A 24,421-nucleotide genomic window follows, 5' to 3' on the forward strand; every position below is an offset into this window, starting at 1 on the left:
CCGCCATCAGGGCATAGGCCTGGACGCTGCGCCCCGCGGCGATCGAGAGCAGATGCCCCTGGACCAGCACCACGCCGACCGCCAGCGCGCCGGCCAGCACCACGGATCCGCTGGACAGCAGCGGCCAGTCGCGGTGCGCCACCGCAGGGCGATCGACCGGGGGCACTCGCTCGATGGGCGAGGAGGTCTCCGCCGAGCTCTCGGCAGCACGCTGGCGTTTGTCACGCTCCATCAGGACGAGCGACGCCAGCAGATGGATCAGACCGGCGAGCAGCAAGGAACGCTGCTGCCCGATCGCCGGCAGCAAGCCGTAGGCCGCGACCAGGATGAACACCCCGGAGGCGCCCGTCATCACGGCCAGCGATGCGGTGGCGCGCGCGAAGTGGGAGGTCCCGGGCTCGGTCAGCGAGGCGGTGAGCACCGGCAGGCGCGCGCCCAGCAACAGCAAGGTCGGCAGCACCACGGCCGCGGCGAGCAGCACGCTGCCCGAGTCGCCCGCCAGCGCCTGCAGCACGCCCAGCACCGGCAGCGTGAGCACGGCCAGCACCGCCAAGCCGGCCTCCAGCATCGCGTGCGCGCGGGCCGGCGACTGGCTGCGAGCCAGCACGCGTGCGCCGATCAGCGCACCGGCCGCAATCGCGCCCAGCGCCGCCGCAAGCGCCAGCACCAGCGCCCTCGCGGAATCTGCTCCCGCCAGATCGAGCTGCTTCACCGCGACGCACAGGAACACCGCGCTCGCACCGCCGCCGGCCGCGCTCATGGCCAGGGCACCACGGCGAGCAGGCGACATCGGCTGCCGCGGCGCGAGCTCGATGGGCGCGGTCATCACGATCAGACGACGCAAGCGCCACAGCAACCAGGCGCCGATCGCGAGGGTCACCACCACCATGGCCTTGGCGACCCAGGCGTGGTGAAGGATCCAAGGGACCGAGGTGCGCAGCACCACCACCCAGACCAGCCAGGTCGTCAAACCGATGGCGATGATCGCCGCGCGATCGCCGCGCCAGGGGCGACGCACGCTGCACAGCGCCAGGATGGCCAGCGTGAACGGGGGCGAGACGACCAGATCGATCGCGTAATGCTCGCCCAGCATCTGGGTCGAAGCGGCGACCGTCGCGGCCCACAGGCACATCAGCACCCGGCTCCACCAGCGCGTGTCGCTGAAGCACCAGATGATGGCCACCGTGAACATCCAGCCGAAATGCATCGACGGCATGCCGTTGCGCGGGTAGTTGTCGACGACCAGCAGCTTCAACACGTCATTCGGAACGCTCCGCAAGACGTCCAGGAAGTCGCTGCTGAACACGTAGACCGGCCCGGTGATCGGGAAGAGGTGATACGCCCCGAGCGCACTCACGGAGAGCCCCACCCACGCGAGCAACGCGGAGATCGGGGGCGTGCCGCCACGGCGAACCTGCAAGGCCGCCACCAGGAGGAAGGCCACCGGCGTGTAGGCGTACGCCAGGAACAGAATCTTGTCGACGACGATCGAGTGCTTCAGCCACGGCACCAGCGTCGGAATCGGCGAGATGCCGGCGGCGCGATCGAACTGCAGCGCATACAGGTCCCAGGTCTGCGGATGCAGCGCGGCGGTCATCGTCAGCGCCGACGAGGGCACGAACGCGAACATCACCGTGAGCAACATGAGATCGCGTCGGCGTCCCACCAGCTCGCGCGCGACGGGATCGACCGGTCGCTTGAAGCAGCCCCACAGCAGCGGCGCCACGCAGGCCAGCGCGAGCGACGCGAGGATCCAATGCAGCGCCTTGATGTCGCCGGCCAGGATCACCTGGCTCATGTCGACATGGCCGAAATAGCGCTGCTTCATCGCGAACGCCACCACCGGCCAGGACAGGATCGCGACGCGGCGTTCGAGGACGTCAGGCGCGGTCGCCCAGAAGACGAAGATCGCCAGGGACGCGTAGGCGTAGATGAACGGGAAGCTGACGCGGCCGCCGACCTCGAAGGCCTCGAACCATTGCTTCTGACCCGGATAGGCCACCAGACCGGTGGTCGCGGCGGCGATCAGGACCGCCAAGCCGATCGAGAAGATGAACGCGGCTCGCCGCGCCTCCGCCCGCATTGGTTCCAACATGCTTTCCCTCGCCGGCGGCCTGCGGCCGCTCTCTTCCTCAAAAACGAAAAGGCTGCCCAAAGGCAGCCTTTCCTGTGGCGGGCCGGATGTTACTTGCAGCTGGCCGGCAGGTACTTCAGTTCGACGGTGCCGCCGCTGCAGGTCCAGACCACGGTTTCGCCACCGGCCGGCAGAGACGACTTCACCACCACGGTCTTGCCCGACAGCGCGGCTTCGACGGTGCTGGCGGTCACGGTCACGTTCGCGCCGTCCCAGGCGGTGCCGCCGACGACCGAGCCGGTCGACACGACCGGCATGGCGATGTCGGTGCTGCCCGGCATCGTGCCCTTAACGGTCACCCATTCCTGGATGTTGGCCTTCGGTTGGCCGGCGGCGGCGTACAGCTCAGAAGCCTTCGCCTTGATCGTGTAATCGCGATAGGCCGGCAGGGCCACGGCGGCCAGGATGCCGATGATCGCCACGACGATCATCAGCTCGATCAGGGTGAAACCTTGTTGGATGCGCTTCATGCTCGTTGCTCTCTCTGAAAGGAATGGGGGCCGCGTTCTCGTCGCGGACAAGCACTCCTTGCAGATGCCATGCCAGCACGCTTAACCCCCACCCGATCGTGACCCATGGCACAGGCGTCACGAGCTGTCACGCAAAGCTGACAGTTTTGGTCGCAAGGGTGACGAAGCTCGTCGCCCAAAGTGGTCACCTGGACGGATCAGTATCGGGACGGAAAAGAGAAAGGGCTGCCCGAGGGCAGCCCTTCGATGGAGCAAAAGTCGCTCGACCGATTACTTGCAGGAAGCCGGCAGGTACTTCAGGTCGACGGTACCGCCGCTGCAGGTCCAGACCACGGTCTCGCCACCGGCCGGCAGAGACGACTTCACGACAACGGTCTTGCCGGACAGAGCGGCTTCGACGGTGCTGGCGGTCACGGTCACGTTTGCGCCGTCCCAGGTGGTGCCGCCGACCACCGAACCGGTCGACACGACAGGCATCGTGATCTGGGTGGAGGTGGGCATCACGCCCTTGACCGTCACCCACTCCTGAATGTTCGCCTTCGGCTGGCCGGCGGCGGCGTACAGCTCAGAAGCCTTCGCCTTGATCGTGTAGTCACGGTAGGCCGGCAGGGCCACGGCAGCCAAGATGCCGATGATCGCCACGACGATCATCAGTTCGATCAGGGTGAAACCTTGTTGGACGCGCTTCATGGGGAACTCCTGAGAGGGAAGGTTGTTTGGGGTAGAGACCTCCCTGCTGATCGCAGGTCCCATGCCAACCGGATTCGTTCCCCGATCCGTGACGCAACGCACGCCCTGTCGATATCGCCCAGACTTCAAGTGACGCTTTTTGTCAGCCCCACCGCCGCGCTTTGTCAGACCCCAGGGGGTCTGCAAAGTTTTGTCAGCCCAGACTGAACTCTTGGAAATTCTCCAGCGCGGAGATGCGGTGGCCGCCTCGCAGGCCCATCACCGCATCCATGACGGCCGCGCGCTCGCCCGGCTTGATATGGGTGATGTGGACATCGATGGCCTCTTTGAGCTTCGCGAGCTCGTAGCCCAGCGTGGTCGGGCATAGGTGCTTGCTGATGCCGGCCAACTCGCATTCGTCATCGCCGAATGCGCATTCGATGATCAGGTGAGCCAGCTTGATCTGGCTCAGACGCTGCCACAGCGCGGGGTTCGGGCCGGTGTCGCCGGTGAAGACCCAATGGCCCGCCTCGCCGCCATCCACCGCGAAGCCGACGGCGGGCACGGTATGCGCGGCGCCCAGCACTTCGACCTGACGACCCGCGCCAAGATCCAGACGCTCGCCGACGGCGAACGGATGGAAGGTCAGGGCCGGCCGTTGCGGCGTCGGCAGACGCGTGAAGTCCGGCCAGATCACGCCATTGAAGATGTGTTGGCGCAGCGCCTGCAGGGTTTCGGGCAGCGCGTGGACCTGCACGGCGGGCCGACCGGCCTGCGCGCGACGGCGTTGCACGGTATCGGCCAGCAGGCCGATGGACAGCACATGGTCCAGGTGCGAGTGGGTCACCAGGATGTGGTCGACCTTGGCCATCGCCTCGACGCTCAGTTCGGCCACGCCGCTGCCGGCGTCGATGAGCACATCGTCGTCGAGCAAGAACGAAGTGGTTCTGTAGCCGGCCGCCATGGCGCCGGCGCAACCGAGCACGCGAATCTTCATGGCGGCACTTTAGAAGACCCGCCGCCCGCTGCTAAGCGCCGATTCCGCGTTCCAGGGACTTATTGCCGTCGCTTACGTGACGTCCGGTCGATGCCGTGAAAACCTGCACGCGTGTAGGTGATCGCCTGACGCGGCCTCAGACCTGCACGAACTGCATCTGCGTGCCGGCCAGCTCGATCACGTCGCCGTTCTTCAGCGGGACGGACTCGGCGGTCAGCGGCGCGCCGTTCACGACCGGCCGAGCGCCTCCCTCAACGTGAGCGAAGACGTAACCGCTGGGACGCTTGGTGATCGACGCGACCTGCACGCCGGGTTTGCCGACGGTCGTCACGACCTTGGTCAGCGTGACCTCGCGGCCGGCCGCCGGGCCGTTCAGCACCTTGATGGCGGCGGGCGTCGTCGACACCGGCGCCGGGCCCAGACCGCCGAAGGAGCTCGGCAAGCCGAAACCGCTGCTCGGGGCGGTGCCCGGGCGCAGGATCATGGTCTTTTCGTAATCGGCGTTGTCCTCGACCAGGAACTTGATCTTGTACTTGCCGACCTCGATCACGTCGCTGTGCGCGAGCAGCTGCTTCTTGATCGCCTTGCCGTTGATGTACGTGCCGTTGGTCGAGTTCAGATCCTCGATGAACACGTCCGCGCCGACCATCTGCAGCACCGCGTGCTCGCCGCTGACGGCGAGGTTGTCGATGACGATGTCGTTGTACGGCCGCCGGCCGAGCGTGGTCTTGTCCTTGGTGATCTGCACTTCCTTGATCACCACGCCGTCGAGCGACACCACCAGCTTGCCCATGCTTGACCTCGAGTCCTGTCTTTATTTATCGAGGACGACCTCAGCGCCGTCCATTGTTACGACTGAATGGCCACCACGCCCACGGCTTGGTGCGACTTTCCGCGCGAACCAGAACGATCGCAATATTATCCTTGCCACCCATGTCATTGGCGGCGTCCACCAGCGCCTGTGCCGCCTCGGGCAGATCGCTGTGGCTTTGCAACACCTGTGCCACGCTGGCGTCATCGACCATGTCGGACAGGCCGTCGCTGCACAGCAGGATCTGGTCGCCGGGCAGCAGCTCGTGCTGATGGACCTCCAGCATCACCGTGTCCTCCACGCCCACGGCGCGAGTCACGAGGTTCTTGTTGCTGGAGAACACCGCTTCTTCGGGCGTCAGCAGACCGGCGTCGATCTGCTCTTGCAGCAAGGAATGATCCCGCGTCAACTGCACCAGCTGACCCTCGCGCAGGCGATAGGCGCGTGAATCGCCGACGTGACCCAGCAACAGGGAGTTCTCGCGGAATACCGCCAGCACCAGCGTCGTCCCCATGCCGGCATACCGCGGGTTCGTGTTGGCCGCATTGAAGATGGCGCGGTTGGCGTTGTCCACGCAGATGTCCATCGCGCGGCGCACGTCGACATCGGTCGCATGCTGGCCGGCCTCGGACAACCAGCGGCCCAGCTCCGACTTGATGAAGGTCGTCAGCATCTGGCTGGCGACCTCCCCCGCGTTGTAGCCGCCCATGCCGTCCGCCAGGACCGCCAGCCCCACGCCGGGCTCAAGGGCCACCGAGTCTTCATTGTTGTCGCGCACGCGTCCGGTGTCGGTGGCGCTGAAGAACTCCAGGGTCATGTGTCGCGGGGGGGGTCGTCTGGGGGAAGGGGATTGTGCACTGCGCCCTTGGACTGTAGCCGTAAAGTTTGCTCGAATGCCTGCCCCGCCGGTGGGGGGGGTGTAGCACCCGTGCTATTGGCCAGCTCGGCGGGAAGTTGGGACAGCACCGCCTCCAGATCCTGCGCCAGCACATCGCCGCGTTGGTAGCGCAGCTCGGGCCGCTTCTCCAGCGCGAGCGCAATCACCAGCGCCAGCGATTCCGGCAGCTCCGCGCGCAGCTGCCGGAGATCAGGGGCTGGCTGGATGGCGATCTGTTGCATCAATTTCGCCATGGACTCGGATTGATGCGGCAGATTGCCCGTCAGCAATTGGAACAGCATCACCCCCAGCGAGTAGAGATCGGTCCGCCCATCCACCTGGAGCCCTGCCAATTGCTCCGGCGACATGTAGGACGGCGTGCCCAGCACCAGGCCGGTCCGGGTGCGGCTGCTGTCGGCGACGCGGGCGATGCCGAAGTCCATGATCTTCACGCTGCCCGAGGCGCGCTCCAGCATCACGTTGGCCGGCTTGATGTCGCGATGGACGACGCCATGATCATGCGCGTACTGCAGCGCTCGCGCGAGCCGAGCCCCGATCAACAACACCTCGCGCAGCGGCAGCAGCTGGCCGGCTCGGGTGTGATGGCTCAGGTCCTGGCCGACGACGAGCTCCATCGCGATCCAGGTATCGCCGGCACTCTCGCCGGCGTCGAGCACCCGCAGGATGTCGGGATGCTCGAGATGGCGCGCCGCGCCGGCCTCGCGCATGAAGCGGTCGCGCACGTCGACCAGATCCTCAGGCGAGAACTCGCGCTGCAGCGCCAGCCGCTTGATGGCGACGAGCGCGCCGCTGCGTCGGTCGACCGCTTTGTTGACCACCGCCATCGCGCCGCGGCCGATTTCTTCGCCGAGCTCGTAATCGTCCAGCGGCGTGCCGGCCGCACGAGGCATCGGCTGCGTGGTGAGAAGCGTGCTGGACGCCCCGGTCCCGTCGCGGTCGGAGGCGCCTCGTCCCAGCAATCGCTTGATGAAACCGGAGGCGCTCATGACATGGTGGGGCCGTCCTCAGCCGGCGGCGGGGCGGCGCGAGGCCAGCACCTTGCCCACGACGAGCACGAACAGCGCGCCGATCACACCCAGGCCGTAATAGACCTGCGGCAGCACCTCGGTCGTCCCGGCCTTCGCACCGGCCTGCATGGGCACCCAGCTGTTCAGCGCCGGATCGGTGACCAGCATGGTGCCGGCGATCCAGCCCAGCAGCATCGCGCCCAGCGTGATGACGATGGGGAACTTGTCCATCAGCTTGATCACGAGCTGGCTGCCCCAGACGATGATCGGGATGGACACCAGCAGGCCGAAGATCACCAGCGGCATCTGATGCGAGCCGCCCGCGCCTTCCGCGGCGCCCGCGATGGCGATGACGTTGTCCAGGCTCATGACAAAGTCGGCAATGATGACCGTCTTCACCGCACCCCACAGCTTGTCGCTGGCTTCCATCTTGGAATGGTCGTCATCGGCCTCGGGCAGCAGCAGCTTGATGCCGATCCACAGCAGCAGGATGCCGCCGACCAGCTTCAGGAAGGGAAGCTTGAGCAGCGTCAGCGCGAAGAAGATCAGCACGACGCGCAGCACGATCGCGCCGGCGGTGCCCCACAGGATCCCGCGCGTGCGCAGGTTGGGCGGCAGCTTGCGACAAGCGAGCGCGATGACGACGGCGTTGTCCCCGCCGAGCAGGATGTCGATCAGGATGATCTGGCCGACGGCGAGCCAGAACTCGGGGCTGGTGAGCATGTCCATGGATGGGAACCCGCCGGGCGGCTTCGCGTGGCGAAGGCCCAGTCTAAAGCGTTGGAGGGAAAAACGAACGAAGGGGCCGCAGGGGCCCCTTCGTTCCGTGGAGCGGACCGATTGTCCGCGCCGCCCCCCGGGAGCCCGCGTGCGTGGAACTACGCACCAGCGGGTACCCGCAGGTTTTTCCTGTGGCTTACAGCAGACCCTTGAGCAGACGCCCCATTTCGGACGGGTTGCGCGTCACGGTGAAACCGCACTCTTCCATGATGGCGAGCTTGGCATCGGCGGTGTCGGCACCACCCGAGATCAGCGCGCCGGCATGACCCATGCGCTTTCCGGGAGGGGCGGTGACGCCGGCGATGAAGCCGACCACCGGCTTCTTCATGTTGGCCTTGCACCAGCGCGCGGCTTCCGCCTCGTCCGGGCCGCCGATCTCGCCGATCATGATCACCGCGTCGGTGTCCGGATCGTCGTTGAAGGCCTTCATCACGTCGATGTGCTTCAGACCGTTGATCGGATCGCCGCCGATACCCACGGCCGACGATTGGCCCAGACCGATTTCGGTCAGCTGAGCGACCGCTTCATAAGTCAGCGTGCCGGAGCGCGAGACCACGCCGATGCGGCCCTTGCGGTGGATGTGGCCGGGCATGATGCCGATCTTGATCTCGTCGGGCGTGATCAGGCCGGGGCAGTTCGGGCCCAGCAGCAGCGTCTTCTTGCCGCCGGCCAGTTCCTTGGCCTTCATCTTGTTGCGCACTTCCAGCATGTCGCGGACGGGGATGCCTTCCGTGATGCAGATCGCCAGGTCCAGGTCGGCTTCAACGGCTTCCCAGATCGCGGCGGCGGCGCCGGCGGGCGGCACGTAGATCACCGACACGGTCGCGCCGGTCTGCGCAGCGGCTTCCTTGACGGTGCCGTAGATGGGGATGTCCGAGAACTTCTCGCCCGCCTTCTTGGGATTCACGCCGGCGACGAAGGCGTTCTTGCCGTTCGCGTAGGCCTGGCAGCCCAGGGTGTGGAACTGACCGGTCTTGCCCGTGATGCCCTGGGTGATGACCTTCGTGTCCTTGTTGATGTAAATGCTCATGTCGTATTCCTTGGCGCTGGGGCGGCTGTTTACTTGACGGCGGCGACGATCTTGGTCGCGGCTTCGGCCATGGTGTCGGCGGCGATGATGGGCAGGCCGGACTCGGCCAGCATCTTCTTGCCCAGCTCTTCGTTCGTGCCCTTCATGCGCACGACCAGCGGCACGTTCAGGTTGACGGCCTTGCAGGCGGTGATCACGCCTTCGGCGATGGTGTCGCACTTCATGATGCCGCCGAAGATGTTCACGAGGATGCCCTTCACCTCGGGGTTCTTCAGCATGATCTTGAAGGCTTCGGTGACCTTCTCGGCCGTGGCGCCGCCGCCGACGTCCAGGAAGTTGGCCGGCTCGCCGCCGAACAGCTTGATGGTGTCCATCGTGGCCATGGCCAGACCGGCGCCGTTCACCAGGCAGCCGATGTTGCCGTCCAGCGAGATGTAGGCCAGGTCGAACTTCGAGGCTTCGATTTCAGCCGGATCCTCTTCGTCCAGGTCGCGGTAGGCGACGATCTCCGGGTGGCGGAACAGGGCGTTGGCGTCGAAGTTGAACTTGGCGTCCAGGGCGATCAGGTTGCCCTTGGAGTCGCAGTTCAGCGGGTTGATCTCAACCAGCGACGCGTCCGTGTCCATGTAGCACTTGTACAGCTTGGCGAACAGGTCCACGGCCTGGTCCACCGATGCGCCGGTCAGGCCGATGGCCGCGGCGATCTTCTTCGATTGCTCGGTCGTGATGCCGGTCAGCGGATCGATGTACTCGGTGATGATCTTCTCGGGGGTCGAGTGCGCGACCTCTTCGATGTCCATGCCGCCTTCGCTCGAGGCGATGAAGGCCACCTTCTGGGTGCCGCGGTCGGTCACCAGCGAGACGTACAGCTCGTTCTTGATGTCCGCGCCTTCTTCGATGTACAGGCGGCGGACCTTCTGGCCTTCCGGACCGGTCTGGTGCGTGACCAGCTGCATGCCCAGGATCTGCTCGGACAGCGACTTCACGTCGTCCAGGCTCTTGCCCAGCTTGACGCCGCCGCCCTTGCCGCGACCACCGGCGTGGATCTGCGCCTTGACCACCCAGACCGGGCCGCCCAGCTTCTGCGCGGCTTCAACCGCTTCTTGCACCGTGAACGCGGGAATGCCGCGCGGCACCGGCACGCCGAACTGGCGCAGGATTTCCTTGCCCTGGTACTCGTGAATCTTCATAGGGAGGTCTCGCTTGATGGGTGAATCAGGAAGAGGTCACCAGCGCCACGGTCGATCCGCGATGCCGGCGTGGAGAGGGGGTTCGCACGGATGAACTCAGCCCCCTTGCCGCGACAAGCGCCCCGTCTTCGCGGCCATAGGACCGCGCGTCGGCAGAGCGACGGAGATGCGGCGGATGGCGCTCGGGGGAAGCGGTGGAAGACATAAAAACCGATGCAAACACGCAAAAACAGGCCCGCGGACAGGCGTCAGCGGGCAGGTTTGCGAAGCCGAAAATGTAGCATGCTGCGTTGCATCAAGTCCTTGCGGCGGTTGCGGCGCGCACCGGCGAGGGTCGTCAGAGTCCCGCAAGGTGCTTATGGCGCACGGAGTTTCAGGCGATTTCAGCCTTCCAGACCCCGATCGGTAACGCTACCGTCGCAAGCAGGGTCTTCCGCCACGTCGCCTTCTTCGGCCACACGCCTCAGCGCGCGACGCACCACGTCGGAGCCGAACCCGCGCCCGATCAGGAATCTCATCCGCTTCGCTTCTGCCGCCGCATCGGCGGCACGACCTTCGCCGAACTTGCGCCGCAGCATCTCGCAGGCGCGGTCGAGCTCGCCGGACGACAGCGCCGCCCGCTGCTCGGCATCGAGCGACAAGCCATGCTGCGCGAGCTCCTGCTCGATGCGACGCTGTCCAAAGCGCTGCGAGCGCACGTGGATGCGGGATTCGACGAAGCGCGATTCGTCCAGGTAGCCGTTGGCCTTGAGCCAGGCCAGCACGGCCTCGACTTCCTCGTCGATTGGGACCGCGTCGATTGCGTCGATCGCGTCGTCCCCGTGATCGGAGAGAAAGCCGACTTCGTCGCCATTGGCGCCCTCGGCGCCTGAAGGATCGAAGGCGCCGGGAACGCCAAGCCCCGCCGCCTCCGCCGCGGCCGCACGCTCGGCGGCGCGTCGATCACGCGCGATGCGCAGCAGCTTGCGCCGCAGCTCCATCGCGCTGTGCTCACGTTGTGTGAGCAAGGCCACCGCGCGCGCCTTCAGCGACAGCGGCTGCGAGGACCGGCCTCGCCGGCCGCTGGCCGGAGTCATGACTTGACCCCGTTACTCGGCGGCTGCGCCGGGCGTGGCGCCCAGCAGCGGGATGCCCAGCGAGTCGCGGATCTTGTTCTCGATCTCGACCGCCAGATCCGGGTTCTCGCGCAGGAACTCGCGCGCGTTGTCCTTGCCCTGACCGATCTTCTCGCCAGAGTAGGCGTACCAGGCGCCGGCCTTGTCGACGATCTTGGCGGTGACGCCCATGTCGATGATCTCGCCCTCGCGGCTGATGCCCTCGCCGTAGAGGATGTCGAACTCCGCCGTCTTGAACGGGGGGGCGACCTTGTTCTTGACCACCTTGACCTTGGTCTCGGAGCCGATGACTTCCTCGCCCTTCTTGATCGAGCCGATGCGTCGGATGTCCAGACGCACCGAGGCGTAGAACTTCAGCGCATTGCCGCCAGTGGTCGTTTCGGGCGAGCCGAACATCACGCCGATCTTCATCCGGATCTGGTTGATGAAGATCACCGTGCAGTTGGTCTTCTTGATGGTCGCGGTCAGCTTGCGCAGCGCCTGGCTCATCAGGCGGGCCTGCAGGCCGGGCAGCGCATCGCCCATCTCGCCTTCGAGTTCCGCCTTGGGGGTCAGCGCGGCGACCGAGTCGATGATGATCAGGTCGACCGAGCCGGAACGCACCAGCGAGTCGACGATCTCCAGCGCCTGCTCGCCGGTGTCGGGCTGGCTGATCAGCAGCTCCTGCAGATTGACGCCCAGCTTTTGCGCGTACTGGACGTCCAGCGCGTGCTCGGCGTCGATGAAGGCGCACACGCCGTCGAGCTTCTGCATCTGCGCGATGACCTGCAGCGTCAGCGTGGTCTTGCCGGAGGATTCCGGGCCGTAGATCTCGATCACGCGGCCGCGCGGCAGACCGCCGACGCCCAGCGCGATGTCCAGGCCCAGCGAGCCGGTCGACACCACCTGGATGTCCTCGATCTTCTCGCCTTCGGCCAGCCGCATGATCGAGCCCTTGCCGAACTGCTTTTCGATCTGGGCGAGGGCGGCCTGCAGGGCCTTGGCTTTTTCGGTATTGGCGTTCTTCACGGGGGCGTCCATGCAAGCTTCTCCTGTTGGGCTGCGGCGGATTATGGCCGAATCTGTATATCTGTACAGTACTTTGTTAGACCGGCCCGTTGGCTGTAGCGCCTTTCGCGGCGGTCGATGCAGTCATCTTAGGCATGAGGTGGCTCACTGGATGAGCCAGATGTGCCATTTCCCCCCTCTTTCCGCCATCAGAGGGAAAAGCCCCACCGAAAGCTGTCTCAGGCCTGACCCGGAGCCCCTCCTCGGCGGGCTTGCCACGGCTCGGAAACGCCTAGGGAAGCCACCGGGGCCCTCCATAAAATGTCTTCATGACCAGAGGGGACGACACATGCGCATCCTGATCGCCGAAGACGACCAAGTCCTGGCCGACGGCCTGCTGCGCTCGCTGCGCGCGTCGGGCTGCGCGGTCGATCAGGTCAGCAGCGGCAGCGAGGCCGACGCGGCCCTGGCCTCGCACGAGTTCGACCTGCTGATCCTGGATCTGGGCCTGCCCAAGCTGCACGGGCTGGAGGTGCTGCGGCGGCTGCGCTCGCGCGGCTCGGCGGTGCCGGTGCTGATCCTCACCGCGGCCGACAGCATCGAGGAACGCGTCAAGGGGCTGGACCTGGGCGCCGACGATTACATGGCCAAGCCCTTTTCGCTGCAGGAGCTCGAGGCCCGCGTGCGCGCGCTGACGCGCCGCGGCCTGGGCACGGCGTCCAGCGTGATCCGCCACGGCCCGCTCACCTTCGACGCCACCGGCCGCGTCGCCTACATCAACGAGCAGATGATCGAACTCTCCGCGCGCGAACTGTCGCTGCTGGAAGTGCTGCTGCAGCGCGCGGGGCGGCTGGTCAGCAAGGACCAGCTCGTGGAGCGGCTGTGCGAGTGGGGCGAGGAAGTCAGCAACAACGCGATCGAGGTCTACATCCATCGCCTGCGCAAGAAGATCGAGCAGGGTCCGATCCGCATCGCCACGGTGCGCGGGCTGGGTTACTGCCTCGAGAAGATCCCCGGCTGAGCCCATGCCCGTGGACGGCGGCATGACTCCCGACGCGCGGCATGGCGGCTGAATCGTCCGGCCATCGCTCGCTGTTCGGGGAGATCCTGGACTGGATGCTCGCGCCGCTGCTGGTGATCTGGCCGATCAGCGTCGCGCTGACCTGGCTGGTGGCGCAGGGTATCGCCAACAAGCCTTATGACCGCGAGCTCGGCGAGATGGCGCGCACGCTCGGCCTGCAGGTGGCGACGGAGCCCGCGCCCGGCGACGCCACGACGCGCAAGGGGCGCTCGCGCTATGCGCTGGCGCCGGAGGCCGCCGCGCTGCTGCGCGCGGACGAGTCCGACACCGTCTACTACCAGGTGCTGGGGCTGCGCGGCGAGCTGCTCAGCGGCGACGCGCAGTTGCCGGTGCCCGAGGTGGAGCCGCCCGTGATCCCGTGGGAGGTCAACAAGCGCTTCGACGAGATCAACAACGAGGCCGTGCGGGTGGCCTACCTGTGGGTCGTGCCCGAGGGGCAGGCCGGCAGCGACAAGATGATGCTGGTGCAGGTGGCCGAGACGCTGGGCAAGCGCTCGCGGCTGACCAACGAAATCATCAAGGGCGTGATCCTGCCGCAGTTCGTGATCCTGCCGCTGGCGGTGCTGCTGGTGTGGCTGGCCTTGGCGCGCGGCATCGCGCCGCTGAACGATCTGCAGCGCCGCATCCGCTCGCGCGACAGCACCGACCTCAGCCCCATCGACGAGCAGCGCATTCCGGAGGAGGTCGCGCCGCTGGTGCGCGCGATCAACGATCTGCTGGAGCGGCTGGATCAGTCCATCCGCTCGCAGAAGCATTTCCTGGCCGACGCGGCGCATCAACTCAAGACGCCGCTGGCGGGGCTGCGCACGCAGGCCGAGCTCGCGCAACGCGAGATCGATGAGGGGCGTAGCTCGCCGGCGGAGCTGCGGCGATCGCTCAAGCACATCGCGTTGTCGAGCCAGCGCGCCGCGCACATGGTGAACCAGCTGCTCGCGATGGCCCGTGCCGAGGATCAGGAACACGCCGCGCGCCGCGCCGAGGTGAACCTCGCGGTGCTCGCGATCGAGACGGTGCGGGACTTCGTTCCGCGCGCGATGGAGAAGCGGTTGGACCTGGGCTACGAAGGCCCGGAAGCGAGCCATGCCGGTCTGCGCATCAGCGGCCACCCCCTGCTGATCCGCGAGCTGATCCGCAACCTCGTGGACAACGCGCTGCTCTACACGCCGGGCGGCGGGACGATCACGGTGCGGGTGGTCGAGGATCCCTTCGGACAGGTCTGCGTGCTGCAGGTCGAGGACTCGGGGCCAGGTATTGCCGAGGCCGAACGGGACAAGGTCTTCCAACCCTTCTACCGCGCGCTGGGGACCAACGTCGACGGCTCGGGGCTGGGCTTGGCGATCGTGCGCGAGATCGTGCAGCAGCACGAGGCCGAGATCGCCGTCGACGACACGCGGCCGCGTCGTCAGGCGGAGGCAGAAGGCGCCGGCCCGGGGGCGCGATTCACGGTGAGATTCGCGGCGCATCCGCGGTCGAATGGGGCGCACTGAGCGCTCCCGGCGCGCCTGATCACCGCTGCGTCCCGCCCCGGCTTTTCGCGATCGACATCAGCATCCCCAGCGACAAGCCCAGCGTGACCATCGCGGTCCCGCCGTAGGAGATGAACGGCAGCGGCACGCCCACCACCGGCAGCATGCCCGTCACCATGCCCATGTTCACGAACACGTAGGTGAAGAAGCTCAGCGTGATCGCGCCCGCCAGCAAACGCGAGAACATCGTGGGCGCCTCATGCGCGATCGCCAGCCCGCGCAGGATCAGCGCGGTGAAGCCGACCAGCAGACCCAGCGCCCCGATCAGGCCGAACTCCTCACCGTAGGCGGCGAAGATGAAGTCGGTGGTGCGCTCGGGGATGAACTCCAGGTGGGTCTGCGTGCCCTTCATGAAGCCCTTGCCCGTCACGCCGCCCGAGCCGATCGCGATCTCGCCCTGGATGATGTGGAAGCCCTTGCCCAGCGGATCCTTGGTGGGGTCCAGCAGCGTGCAGACGCGGTCCTTCTGGTACTCCTTCAGCACGACCCACTTCACGTCGGGCTGGCAGATCTGATCCTCGCTCATCACCAGCGCGGTGGCGCCGGCGACCGCCAACAGCATCGCCGGGATGATCAGCTTCCACGACAGGCCGGCGAAGAAGATCACGTACAGGCCCGCGGCCAGCACCAGCAGCGAGGTGCCCAGGTCCGGCTGCTTCGCGATCAGGCCGACCGGGATGGCCAGCAGCACGAAGGCGGCGATGAAGTCGGGCAGGCGCAGCTGGCCCTCGCGTTTCTGAAACCACCAGGCCAGCATCAGCGGCATGCCGATCTTGAGCAGCTCCGAGGGCTGGATCTGCGTGCCGACATAGAGCCAGCGGGTCGATCCCTTCTTCGTGATGCCGAACAGCGCCACCGCGATCAGCAGCGCGACGCCGGCGGAGTACAGCGGCAGAGCCAGTTGCATCAGCCGCTGCGGCGGCACCTGCGCGGTCACGAACAGCACGCCCAGCGCCAGCACCATGTTGCGTGCGTGATCGACGAAGCGCGTCCCATGGTCGTAGCCGGCCGAGTACATGCACATCAGCCCCAGTCCCATCAGCCAGAACACGGCCATGAGCAGCGGGATGTCGAAGCCCTCGAACAGCGGCTTCAGGCGCTGCAGCAGGCTGGGTTTGCTGAAGACGGCGCTCATCGCGAGGCTCCCCGGTGGGCCGGCGCGGCGCCGGAGACTGGCGGAAGGGCACGGCGCGCCGCGGACGCCGCGCCAGTCGTGGTCGATGCCGACGGCGCCGCCGGACCCGGTGCGCGCTGGGGCGTCACGGGCGCGGTCGGAGCCGGTCGGGCCGGCGTGCCGGTGGTCAGCGCCGGAGCGGACGCGCTCGGCGCAGCTGATGCGGCGGACGCCGCCGAAGCCGCGGCGGCGGGGTCGCTCGCGGCGGCGCCCGGCAGGGGCACGTCCTGGACACGGCGCGGTGTGCCGATGGGCGCGCCGCTCTCGCCGACCTGGGTCTTGGCGATGTCTTCCTCGCTCGGATACTGGCCGCTCAGCACGTAGTCGAAGACGCGACGCGCGATGGGCGCCGCCGAGCCGGAGCCGAAGCCCGCGTTCTCGACGATCAGCGCCAGGGCGATGGTCGGCGCCTCGTAAGGGGCGAAAGCGATGTACAGCGAGTGGTCGCGCTTGCGCTCATCGGCCTTGATGCTGCTGTAGGTCTGGCCCGCGCGCAGACCCACCGCCTGCGCGGTGCCGGTCTTGCCGGCGCTCAGGTACTGCGCGCCCGCGAACACCAGCCGCGAGGTGCCTTCCATGGTCACGTCGTGCATCGCGTTGCGGATCACGTCGACGTCCTTGGGGCGCAGGGCCAGCGGCTCCAGCGCGTCGCTGGCGGTGCGGCGCTCGGTGTGCTTGACCACGTCCTCGATCTCGCGCACCAGGCGCGGCCGATAGCGCTGGCCGCCGCTGGACAGCGTGGACACCGCCGTCGCCAGCTGCAGCATGGTGAAGCTGTTCTGCCCCTGGCCGATGCCCAGCGAGATGGTCTCGCCCGGATACCACTTCTGATCCTGCGGCCGCTTGCCGGTGCGGCGCTTCCACTCCGTGCTGGGCAGCAGGCCGGCGACCTCGCCCTGCAGGTCGATCTCGGTCTTGCGGCCGAAACCGAAGGGCTCGAGCTGGTCATGGATCAGGTCCACGCCCATCTCGTTGGCCAGCGAATAGAAGTAGACGTTGGACGAGGTGACGATCGCCAGCCGCATGTCCTTGGGACCCGCCCGGTCGCCGGTCGCGCTGCCGAAGACCCGGCCGCCGAAGCTGTAGTTCAGGTTGTCCTGGATGACGACGTTGGCGGCGCGCTTGCCGGTGTTCAGCGCCGCCATCGCCATGTAGGGCTTGAAGGTCGAGCCCGGCGGATAGGTCCCGCGCAGCGCGCGGTTGAGCAGCGGCTTGTCGATGTTCTCGTTCAGGTCGCGCCAGCTGTCGACGTCGATGCCGTCGACGAACAGGTTGGGATCGAAGGTCGGCTTGGAGACGAAGGCCAGCACCTCGCCGTTGCGCGGATCGATCGCGACCAGCGCGCCGCGGCGCTCGCCGAAGAGCCGCTCCACCAGCGCCTGCAGCTTGATGTCGATGGACAAGTGCAGCGTGTTGCCCGGTGTCGGCGGACGGCTGCGCAGCCGGCGCACCGCGCGGCCGCCGGCGCTGGTCTCCATCTCCTCGAAGCCGGTCTGGCCGTGGAGCTCGCGCTCATAGGCCTGCTCCAGGCCGAGCTTGCCGATGTACTCGGTGCCTCGGTAGTTGGCGACGTCCTCTTCGGACCAGTCGTCCATGGCCTTCTTCTCGGCCTGGTTGATGCGGCCGATGTAGCCCAGCAGATGCGCGCCCACCTCGCCCAGCGGATAGCTGCGGAACAGCCTCGCCTTGATGTCCACGCCCGGGAAGCGGAAGCGCTGCGCCGCGAAGCGCGCGACCTCGGTGTCGGTCAGCTTGGTGCGGATGGGCAGGGACTCGAAATTCTTGCTCTCTTCCATCAGCCGCTTGAAGCGGCGCCGATCGCGCGCCTGGATCTCGATGACCGAGGACAGCTGATCGATGGTGCGCTCCAGGTCGGGCACCTTGGACGGCGTGATCTCCAGCGTGTAGGCCGAGTAGTTGCTCGCCAGCACCACGCCGTTGCGGTCCACGATCAGGCCGCGGTTGGGCACGATGGGCACGACCGAGACGCGGTTGGTCTCGGCGCGCTCGAGCAGCGCGTCGTGCTGCGCGATCTGCAGGAAGCTCAGCCGCGCGACCAGCAGGCCGAAGCACAGCAGCACGAAGGCGGCGGCGGCGACCAGACGCAGGCGGAAGCGCGCCAGCTCCTGGTGCAGGTTCTTCAGAACCGTCATGTCGGACCGGTCCTCAGAGCGGGCGATGCGCGTCGGGATCCGGCGCGCGGCGCTGCGGCGCGAGCAGCAGCGCGGCGGTGATCGGCCACAGCGCGGCCTGCAGCAGCGGCGCCAGCACCAGGCTCCAGCCCGGCCACATGCCGCCCACGATCAGGCGCACGATCACGGCGATGGCCTGCGCCGCCACGAACAGCGGCAGCACATGCAAGGCCTGCGCGCCCAGCGAGAACCACAGCAGCCGGCGATGCAGCGCCACCGCGCCGAAGGCCAGCAGGCTGTAGGCCAGCGCATGCTGACCCAGCAGCGCGCCGTGGTGCACATCGATCATCAGACCGAAGACGAAGGCCCAGCCCACGCCGACGCGGCGCGGCTGATGGACGTTCCAGAACACCAGGATCAGCGCCAGCACGTCCGGCATCCAGGGTTGGCGACCGACCGGGACCATGTCGATCAGCAGCCCCACGACCAGGCTGAACGCGATGAACAGGGGATTCGCAGGCAGCAGGAGCTGGCTGGCGCCACGCGGCATGATCATCGCCCGCCTCCCTTCGGGGCGGAGGCCGCGGGGCGGCCGCGCGCGGGCTTGGACGCGGCCGCGGCTTCCGCCGCCAGGGTCGCGCTGGCCGCTTCCTGCGCGGCTTCCGTGCGGGCGGCTTCCTGGCCTTCCAGCGGTTCCAGCACCAGCACGTGGCGCGCGCTGTCAGGCTGGGCGACCGGGCTCAGCCCGACGCGGGCGAAGCTGGTGTCGCCGCGGCGTTCGACCTCGGCCACCTTGGCCACCGGCAGACCCGGCGGATACAGGCCGTCCAGGCCCGAGGTCGCCAGCGCGTCGCCGGGCTTGATGTCGGCGTTGGCGGCGATGAAGCGCAGCTCCATCACGCCGCGCTCGCCGCCGTAGGCGACGCCGCGTTGCTGGGTCCGGGTGTTGAGCACGGGGATGGTGGCTTCGCGGTCGGTCAGCAGCGTGACCTCCGCGGACAGCGGATACACGCGGGTGACCTGGCCCAGCACGCCGGCGTCGTTGACGACGGGCGCGCCCAGGCGGACGCCGCGATGGCTGCCGCGGTCGATGATGATGCGGCGGGAGAAGGGATCGGGCGCCTCATAGAGCACCTCGGCGGCCAGGCCCTTCACGGGCAGCGCCTCGCGCAGGTCGAGCAGCGCGCGCAGGCGCGTGTTCTCCGCCTGCAGCTGCGCCGCGCGGCTCAGGATCACCGCTTGCGAGGCGAGTTGCTGGCGGGCCTGGTTCTCGGCCTCGGTGGCCTTCTCCATGCCGCGTGCGTAGTCGCCGGCCTGATCCCAGGCATCGACGGGCGCGAGCAGCGCGCGCTGCAGCGGATGCAGCGCCAGCGCGAGTCCGGCACGGGCCGGAGCAGTGATCTGGAAGCGGGAATCCGCCACCATGAGGAAGACCGCCAGCGCCGCGCAGAAGGCCAGCTTCGTCAGCGCGGACGGGCCTTCACGAAACAGCGGTGGCGGATTGCGATCCAGAGTGCCGAGCGGCATGAGAGGGATCTCAGACTTTCAAGAGACCGACGACAACGCTTGTTGACAACCTATCGGCCGTCGCGAGCGGGTGCCAGGCTAGGCGGACGGACCGCAGGAACCGGAACGTACTTCCTGTACGTGAGATTCCGAGGACCGCCCAACGACGCCTGGCGCCCGCGCAGTAGGCCCGCTCTTACTCGTTCGTGAAGATGGAACCCAAACGCTCCATACGCTCCAGGGCCATGCCGCAGCCACGCACGACGCAGGTCAGCGGATCTTCCGCAACCAGCACCGGCAGGCCGGTTTCCTCGGCCAGCAGCCGATCCAGATCGCGCAGCAGCGCGCCGCCGCCGGTCAGCATCATGCCGCGCTCGGCGATGTCGGCGCCCAGCTCCGGAGGGGTCTGCTCCAGCGCGTTCTTCACGGCCGAAACGATCTGGTTCAGCGGGTCGGTCAGCGCTTCCAGGATCTCGTTGCTCGAGATCGTGAAGCTGCGCGGCACGCCTTCGCTCAGGTTGCGGCCCTTGACTTCCATCTCCTTGACTTCGGAGCCGGGGAAGGCCGAGCCGATGTTCTTCTTGATGGACTCCGCGGTCGGCTCGCCGATCAACATGCCGTAGTTGCGGCGGATGTAGTTGATGATGGCCTCGTCGAACTTGTCGCCGCCCACCCGGACCGAGCCCTTGTAGACCATGCCGCCCAGCGAGATCACGCCGACTTCCGTCGTGCCGCCGCCGATGTCGATGACCATCGAGCCCGAAGCTTCGGACACGGGCAGGCCCGCGCCGATCGCGGCGGCCATCGGCTCCTCGATCAGGTAGACCTCGGAGGCGCCGGCGCCCAGGGCGGCGTCGCGGATGGCGCGCTTCTCGACCTGCGTGGAGCCGCAGGGGACGCAGATGATGATGCGGGGCGACGGACGCAGCAGCTTGGTGTCGTGCACCATCTTGATGAACTGCTTGATCATCTGCTCGGTGACGACGAAGTCGGCGATCACGCCGTCCTTCATCGGGCGGATGGCTTCGATGTTGCCGGGCACCTTGCCCAGCATGGCCTTGGCCTCGTGGCCGACGGCCTGGATCGTTTTCTTGCCGTTGGGACCGCCTTCATGGCGGATGGCGACGACGGAGGGTTCATCCAGCACGACGCCCTTGCCGCGGACATAGATCAGCGTGTTGGCGGTGCCCAGGTCGATGGCGAGGTCGGTGGAGAAGTAGCGGCGCAGAGAGGCGAGCATGGGTGTTGGAGGCCAGGACAAAAAGCTTCGGCACCTGTGCCACCTCATGCGTCACCGAATCAATCGCGACCGACATCAATCGGCGGCATTCAGCGGCATCAGGCGACTTCGTCTGCGTTCTGTCCGGGCGGCTGCGATTCGAGGGCTTGCGACGGGTAACCGCGCGGACCGGCGATGTCCGCGCGAGCGAGATTCCTTGCCATAAACGACGAGGCTGCAGAAGCAGCCCCGGCGCCATGGAGATAAGCGGGGATAATAACTGATCACCCCCAGGTTTGGCCCCTCGCCAAGCCGTTCTTCGCCGATTCATCTCGTGCCCGGGAACGGTTTGCGGGCCCCGCATTCAACCCAGCTTATGGCCCTCACCCACGACGACGTCCGGCGGATCGCCAAACTCTCCCGGCTGGAGCTTTCCAGCGACGAGCAGGCCGCTCTGCTGCCCCAGCTCAATGGTTTCTTCTCGATCGTCGAGCAGATGAGCGCGGTCGACACCAGCGGCGTGGAGCCGCTGTACACGCCCCTGTCGGCGGTGCAGGAAGTGGCCCTGCGCCTGCGCGAGGACCGCGTCACCGAGACAGACCAGCGCGACCTCAACCAACGCAGCGCCCCGTCCGTGCAGGACGGCCTGTTCCTCGTCCCGAAAGTGATCGAATGACTTCGCCCCTGCACACGCTCGGCGTGGCCGAGCTCGGCCGCGCATTGCGCGACAAGACCGTCTCCAGCACCGAATTGACGAAACATCTGCTTGCGCGTGTTGCCGCGGCGAAGGATCTCGGCGCGTTCCTGCACATCGACGAGTCCTACGCCCTGGGCCGCGCCCAGGACGCCGACGCCCGCATCGCGCGCGGCGAGGCCGGCGCACTGATCGGCATCCCGCTGGCCCACAAGGACATCTTCGTCACCCGCGACATGCCGACCACGGCCGGCTCCAAGATGCTCGAGGGCTACATGAGCCCCTTCGACGCCACGGTGGTGGACCGGCTCAACGCCGCCGGCACCGTGTCGCTGGGCAAGCTCAATTGCGACGAGTTCGCGATGGGCTCGGCCAACGAGAACAGCGCCTACTTCAAGGCGCTGAATCCCTGGGACCGCACGCGCGTGCCGGGCGGCTCCTCGGGCGGCTCGGCCGTCGCGGTCGCGGCGGGCCTGGTCCCGGCCACCACCGGCACCGACACCGGCGGCTCGATCCGCCAACCCGCCAGCTTCACCGGCATCACCGGCATCAAGCCGACCTACGGCGTGTGCTCGCGCTACGGGATGATCGCCTTCGCGTCCAGCCTGGACCAGGCCGGCGTCTTCGCCCGCACGGCCGAGGACTGCGCGCTGCTGCTGTCCGCGATGAGCGGCTTCGACGAGCGCGACGCCACCAGCGTCCAGCAGCCGCCGCAGGATTTCAACGCCCAGATGCTGACGGCACGCGAAGGCGCCACCGCCGCGCAGCCGCTCAAGGGCCTGCGCATCGGCCTTCCGAAGGAATTCTTCCCGGCCGCGCTGTCCGCCGACGTGAACGGCGCCGTGCGCGCGGGTCTGGCGGAGCTGGAAAAGCTGGGCGCGACCCTGGTCGACGTCTCGCTGCCCCGCACCGAGCTGGCGATCCCCGTCTACTACATCATTGCCCCGGCCGAGGCGAGCTCCAACCTCTCGCGCTTCGACGGCGTGAAGTTCGGGCATCGCGCCAAGGACTACGGCAACCTGCTCGACATGTACGAGAAGACCCGCGCCGAAGGCTTCGGCGCCGAGGTCAAGCGCCGGATCATGATCGGCAGCTACGTGCTCTCGCACGGCTACTACGACGCGTACTACCTGCAGGCGCAGAAGCTGCGCCGCATGATCGCGGACGATTTCCAGCAAGCGTTCCAGCACTGCGACCTGATCGCCGGCCCGGTGGCGCCGACGGTCGCGTGGAAGCAGGGCGAGGGCGCGGACGATCCGGTCAAGGCCTACCTGGCCGACATCTTCACGCTCCCCGGCTCCCTGGCCGGCCTGCCTGGCATGAGCGTGCCGGTCGGCCCGGGCGAGGGCGGCATGCCGGTGGGCCTGCAGCTGCTGGGCAACTATTTCAAGGAAGGCACGCTGCTGCACGCCGCGCATGCGCTGCAGCAGGCCACGGACTGGCATCGCCAGCGTCCGGCGGGGATGTGAACGTCATGAGCAAGAACAGCAAACTGGTGCGGGGCTACGAGGTCGTCATCGGCCTGGAAAACCACGTCCAACTCTCGACCGCCTCGAAGATCTTCAGCGGCTCCTCGACCGCCTTCGGCGCGGAACCCAACACACAGGCCAGCGCGGTGGACCTGGCGCTGCCGGGCACGCTGCCCGTGCTCAACCGCGGCGCGGTCGAGCGCGCGATCCGCTTCGGCCTGTCGGTCGGCGCCAAGGTCGCCCCGCTGTCCATCTTCGCGCGCAAGAACTACTTCTATCCGGACCTGCCCAAGGGCTACCAGATCAGCCAGTACGAGATCCCGGTCGTGCAAGGCGGCCAGATCGAGTTCTTCGTCGGCGACGAGAAGAAGGTCGTCAAGCTGACCCGCGCCCATCTGGAAGAGGACGCCGGCAAGAGCCTGCACGAGGACTATCACGGCCAGTCGGGCATCGACCTGAACCGCGCCGGCACGCCGCTGCTGGAGATCGTCTCCGAGCCCGAGATGCGCTCCGGCGCCGAGGCCGTCGAGTACGCCAAGACGCTGCACGCGCTGGTGATGTGGCTGGGCATCTGCGACGGCAACATGCAGGAGGGCTCCTTCCGCTGCGACGTCAACGTCTCGGTGCGCAAGCCTGGCGAGCCCTTCGGCACGCGCCGCGAGATCAAGAACCTGAACAGCTTCCGGTATCTGGTCGACGCGGTGAACTACGAGGTGAACTGGCAGATCGACCAGATCGAGGACGGTCTGGAGATCCAGCAGGCGACGGTGCTCTACAACCCGGACACGGGCGAGACGCGCTCGATGCGGACCAAGGAAGACGCGGCCGATTACCGCTACTTCCCCGATCCGGACCTGCCGCCGCTGATGATTTCGGCCGAGTGGGTCGAGCGCGTGCGGGGCGAGATGCCCGAGCTCCCCACGGTGATGGCCGCGCGCTTCCAGGAGGCCGACGGCCTGCCCGCTTACGACGCGACGATGATGACCCAGTCGCTGGCGATGGCGCGCTTCTATGAGGCCGCGCGCGCGTTGTGCGGCGCTCCCAAGCTCGTCGCCAACTGGCTGATGGGCGAGGTCTCGCGCCGACTCAACAGCGAGGAGCGCGGCATCGAGTCCGCGCCGGTGACGCCGGCGCTGCTGGCCGCGCTGATCCAGCGCATCCAGGACGGCTCGATCAACAACAACTCGGCCAAGCAGGTGTTCGAGGCGCTGTGGACCGGCGAGGGCAGCGATGTCGACGCGATCATCGCGGCCAAGGACCTGAAGCAGTCCAACGACACCGGCGAGATCGAACGCATCCTGGACGAAGTGCTGGCGGCCAACGCGAAGTCCGTCGAGGAGTTCCGCGCCGGCAAGGAGAAGGCCTTCAACGCGCTGGTCGGCCAGGCGATGAAGGCGGCCAAGGGCAAGGCCAATCCGGCCACCGTCAACGAGCTGTTGAAGAAGAAGCTCGGCGCCTGATCGCTGATCCCGGGCCGTCGATTCGGCGGCCCTGAAACGCAAAACGCGGCTGGAGCGATCCAGCCGCGTTTG

General features: G+C 67.3%; 22 protein-coding genes. 5 read left to right on the plus strand and 17 right to left on the minus strand.

The window, feature by feature from the left end; genetic code table 11:
- From ABDW59_RS18045 to recA, 12 genes are all read right to left on the minus strand, one after another.
- The coding region (locus ABDW59_RS18045) for a phosphatase PAP2 family protein (RefSeq protein ID WP_343631588.1) at positions 1–2,095 on the minus strand (2,095 nt) is incomplete at its 3' end.
- An 89-nt stretch (positions 2,096–2,184) separates the two neighbouring features.
- The gene (locus ABDW59_RS18050) at positions 2,185–2,604 is read right to left on the minus strand and encodes a pilin (RefSeq protein WP_343631590.1); all 420 of its coding nucleotides are present in this window, start codon (positions 2,602–2,604) and stop codon (positions 2,185–2,187) included.
- 270 nt (positions 2,605–2,874) lie between these two features.
- Positions 2,875–3,294 (minus strand): pilin, encoded by a 420-nt coding sequence (locus tag ABDW59_RS18055; RefSeq protein ID WP_343631592.1) that lies wholly within the window; start codon positions 3,292–3,294, stop codon positions 2,875–2,877.
- Positions 3,295–3,487: 193 nt separating this feature from the next.
- Positions 3,488–4,270, minus strand: a complete 783-nt coding sequence (locus tag ABDW59_RS18060) for a 3',5'-cyclic-nucleotide phosphodiesterase (RefSeq protein ID WP_343631594.1) — start codon at positions 4,268–4,270, stop codon at positions 3,488–3,490.
- A gap of 136 nt (positions 4,271–4,406) precedes the next feature.
- Entirely contained in the window at positions 4,407–5,063 is a 657-nt protein-coding gene (locus ABDW59_RS18065) for an FHA domain-containing protein (RefSeq protein ID WP_067065871.1), read from the minus strand.
- A 40-nt stretch (positions 5,064–5,103) separates the two neighbouring features.
- Entirely contained in the window at positions 5,104–5,898 is a 795-nt protein-coding gene (locus ABDW59_RS18070; protein WP_343631597.1) for a Stp1/IreP family PP2C-type Ser/Thr phosphatase, read from the minus strand.
- Positions 5,895–6,965 (minus strand): serine/threonine-protein kinase, encoded by a 1,071-nt coding sequence (locus ABDW59_RS18075; protein WP_343631599.1) that lies wholly within the window; start codon positions 6,963–6,965, stop codon positions 5,895–5,897. The genes ABDW59_RS18070 and ABDW59_RS18075 overlap by 4 nt, the downstream gene beginning before the upstream one ends.
- Positions 6,966–6,983: 18 nt before the next feature.
- A complete protein-coding gene (locus tag ABDW59_RS18080; RefSeq protein ID WP_343631601.1) occupies positions 6,984–7,715 on the minus strand; it encodes a TerC family protein in 732 nt (243 codons plus the stop codon).
- Positions 7,716–7,902: 187 nt separating this feature from the next.
- Positions 7,903–8,796: a succinate--CoA ligase subunit alpha gene (gene sucD / locus ABDW59_RS18085; protein ID WP_067065875.1), complete on the minus strand. Its 894-nt coding sequence runs from the start codon at positions 8,794–8,796 to the stop codon at positions 7,903–7,905.
- A 29-nt stretch (positions 8,797–8,825) separates the two neighbouring features.
- Positions 8,826–9,986 carry an ADP-forming succinate--CoA ligase subunit beta gene (gene sucC / locus ABDW59_RS18090; protein ID WP_343631604.1) on the minus strand — a complete coding sequence of 387 codons (1,161 nt, stop codon included), beginning with the start codon at positions 9,984–9,986 and terminating at the stop codon, positions 8,826–8,828.
- A gap of 383 nt (positions 9,987–10,369) precedes the next feature.
- A complete protein-coding gene (locus ABDW59_RS18095) occupies positions 10,370–10,966 on the minus strand; it encodes a regulatory protein RecX (RefSeq protein WP_343631677.1) in 597 nt (198 codons plus the stop codon).
- 108 nt (positions 10,967–11,074) lie between these two features.
- The gene (gene recA, locus ABDW59_RS18100; protein ID WP_343631606.1) at positions 11,075–12,121 is read right to left on the minus strand and encodes a recombinase RecA; all 1,047 of its coding nucleotides are present in this window, start codon (positions 12,119–12,121) and stop codon (positions 11,075–11,077) included.
- Positions 12,122–12,437: 316 nt separating this feature from the next.
- Between recA and ABDW59_RS18105 the strand changes: the two genes are divergently transcribed.
- Both ABDW59_RS18105 and ABDW59_RS18110 read left to right on the plus strand, forming a co-directional pair.
- A complete protein-coding gene (locus tag ABDW59_RS18105; RefSeq protein WP_343631608.1) occupies positions 12,438–13,109 on the plus strand; it encodes a response regulator transcription factor in 672 nt (223 codons plus the stop codon).
- A 41-nt stretch (positions 13,110–13,150) separates the two neighbouring features.
- Complete coding sequence (locus tag ABDW59_RS18110) at positions 13,151–14,656, plus strand: sensor histidine kinase N-terminal domain-containing protein (protein ID WP_343631610.1); 1,506 nt, start codon at positions 13,151–13,153, stop codon at positions 14,654–14,656.
- Positions 14,657–14,675: 19 nt separating this feature from the next.
- Here the strand turns inward: ABDW59_RS18110 and rodA are convergent, their stop codons facing one another.
- The 5 genes from rodA to ABDW59_RS18135 form a co-directional block, all read right to left on the minus strand.
- On the minus strand, positions 14,676–15,830 hold the full coding sequence (gene rodA, locus ABDW59_RS18115) for a rod shape-determining protein RodA (RefSeq protein WP_343631612.1): 1,155 nt from the start codon (positions 15,828–15,830) through the stop codon (positions 14,676–14,678).
- On the minus strand, positions 15,827–18,022 hold the full coding sequence (gene mrdA, locus ABDW59_RS18120; RefSeq protein WP_343631614.1) for a penicillin-binding protein 2: 2,196 nt from the start codon (positions 18,020–18,022) through the stop codon (positions 15,827–15,829). The genes rodA and mrdA overlap by 4 nt, the downstream gene beginning before the upstream one ends.
- Before the next feature lie 13 nt (positions 18,023–18,035).
- Positions 18,036–18,557, minus strand: a complete 522-nt coding sequence (gene mreD / locus ABDW59_RS18125; protein ID WP_343631616.1) for a rod shape-determining protein MreD — start codon at positions 18,555–18,557, stop codon at positions 18,036–18,038.
- Entirely contained in the window at positions 18,554–19,528 is a 975-nt protein-coding gene (mreC, locus tag ABDW59_RS18130) for a rod shape-determining protein MreC (protein ID WP_343631618.1), read from the minus strand. The genes mreD and mreC overlap by 4 nt, the downstream gene beginning before the upstream one ends.
- Positions 19,529–19,703: 175 nt before the next feature.
- A complete protein-coding gene (locus ABDW59_RS18135; protein ID WP_067065883.1) occupies positions 19,704–20,747 on the minus strand; it encodes a rod shape-determining protein in 1,044 nt (347 codons plus the stop codon).
- 355 nt (positions 20,748–21,102) lie between these two features.
- On the opposite strand from ABDW59_RS18135, the gene gatC reads away from it, so the two are divergent.
- The 3 genes from gatC to gatB are packed head-to-tail and all read left to right on the plus strand — an operon-like array spanning position 21,103 to position 24,349.
- Positions 21,103–21,402 carry an Asp-tRNA(Asn)/Glu-tRNA(Gln) amidotransferase subunit GatC gene (gene gatC, locus ABDW59_RS18140; protein WP_343631621.1) on the plus strand — a complete coding sequence of 100 codons (300 nt, stop codon included), beginning with the start codon at positions 21,103–21,105 and terminating at the stop codon, positions 21,400–21,402.
- Entirely contained in the window at positions 21,399–22,889 is a 1,491-nt protein-coding gene (gatA, locus tag ABDW59_RS18145; protein WP_343631623.1) for an Asp-tRNA(Asn)/Glu-tRNA(Gln) amidotransferase subunit GatA, read from the plus strand. The genes gatC and gatA overlap by 4 nt, the downstream gene beginning before the upstream one ends.
- 5 nt (positions 22,890–22,894) lie before the next feature.
- Positions 22,895–24,349 (plus strand): Asp-tRNA(Asn)/Glu-tRNA(Gln) amidotransferase subunit GatB, encoded by a 1,455-nt coding sequence (gatB, locus tag ABDW59_RS18150; protein ID WP_343631624.1) that lies wholly within the window; start codon positions 22,895–22,897, stop codon positions 24,347–24,349.
- The last annotated feature ends 72 nt before the right edge of the window (positions 24,350–24,421 follow it).

This window comes from Roseateles sp., from assembly GCF_039595295.1.
In the GTDB taxonomy this organism is placed as follows: Bacteria; Pseudomonadota; Gammaproteobacteria; order Burkholderiales; family Burkholderiaceae_C; genus Roseateles.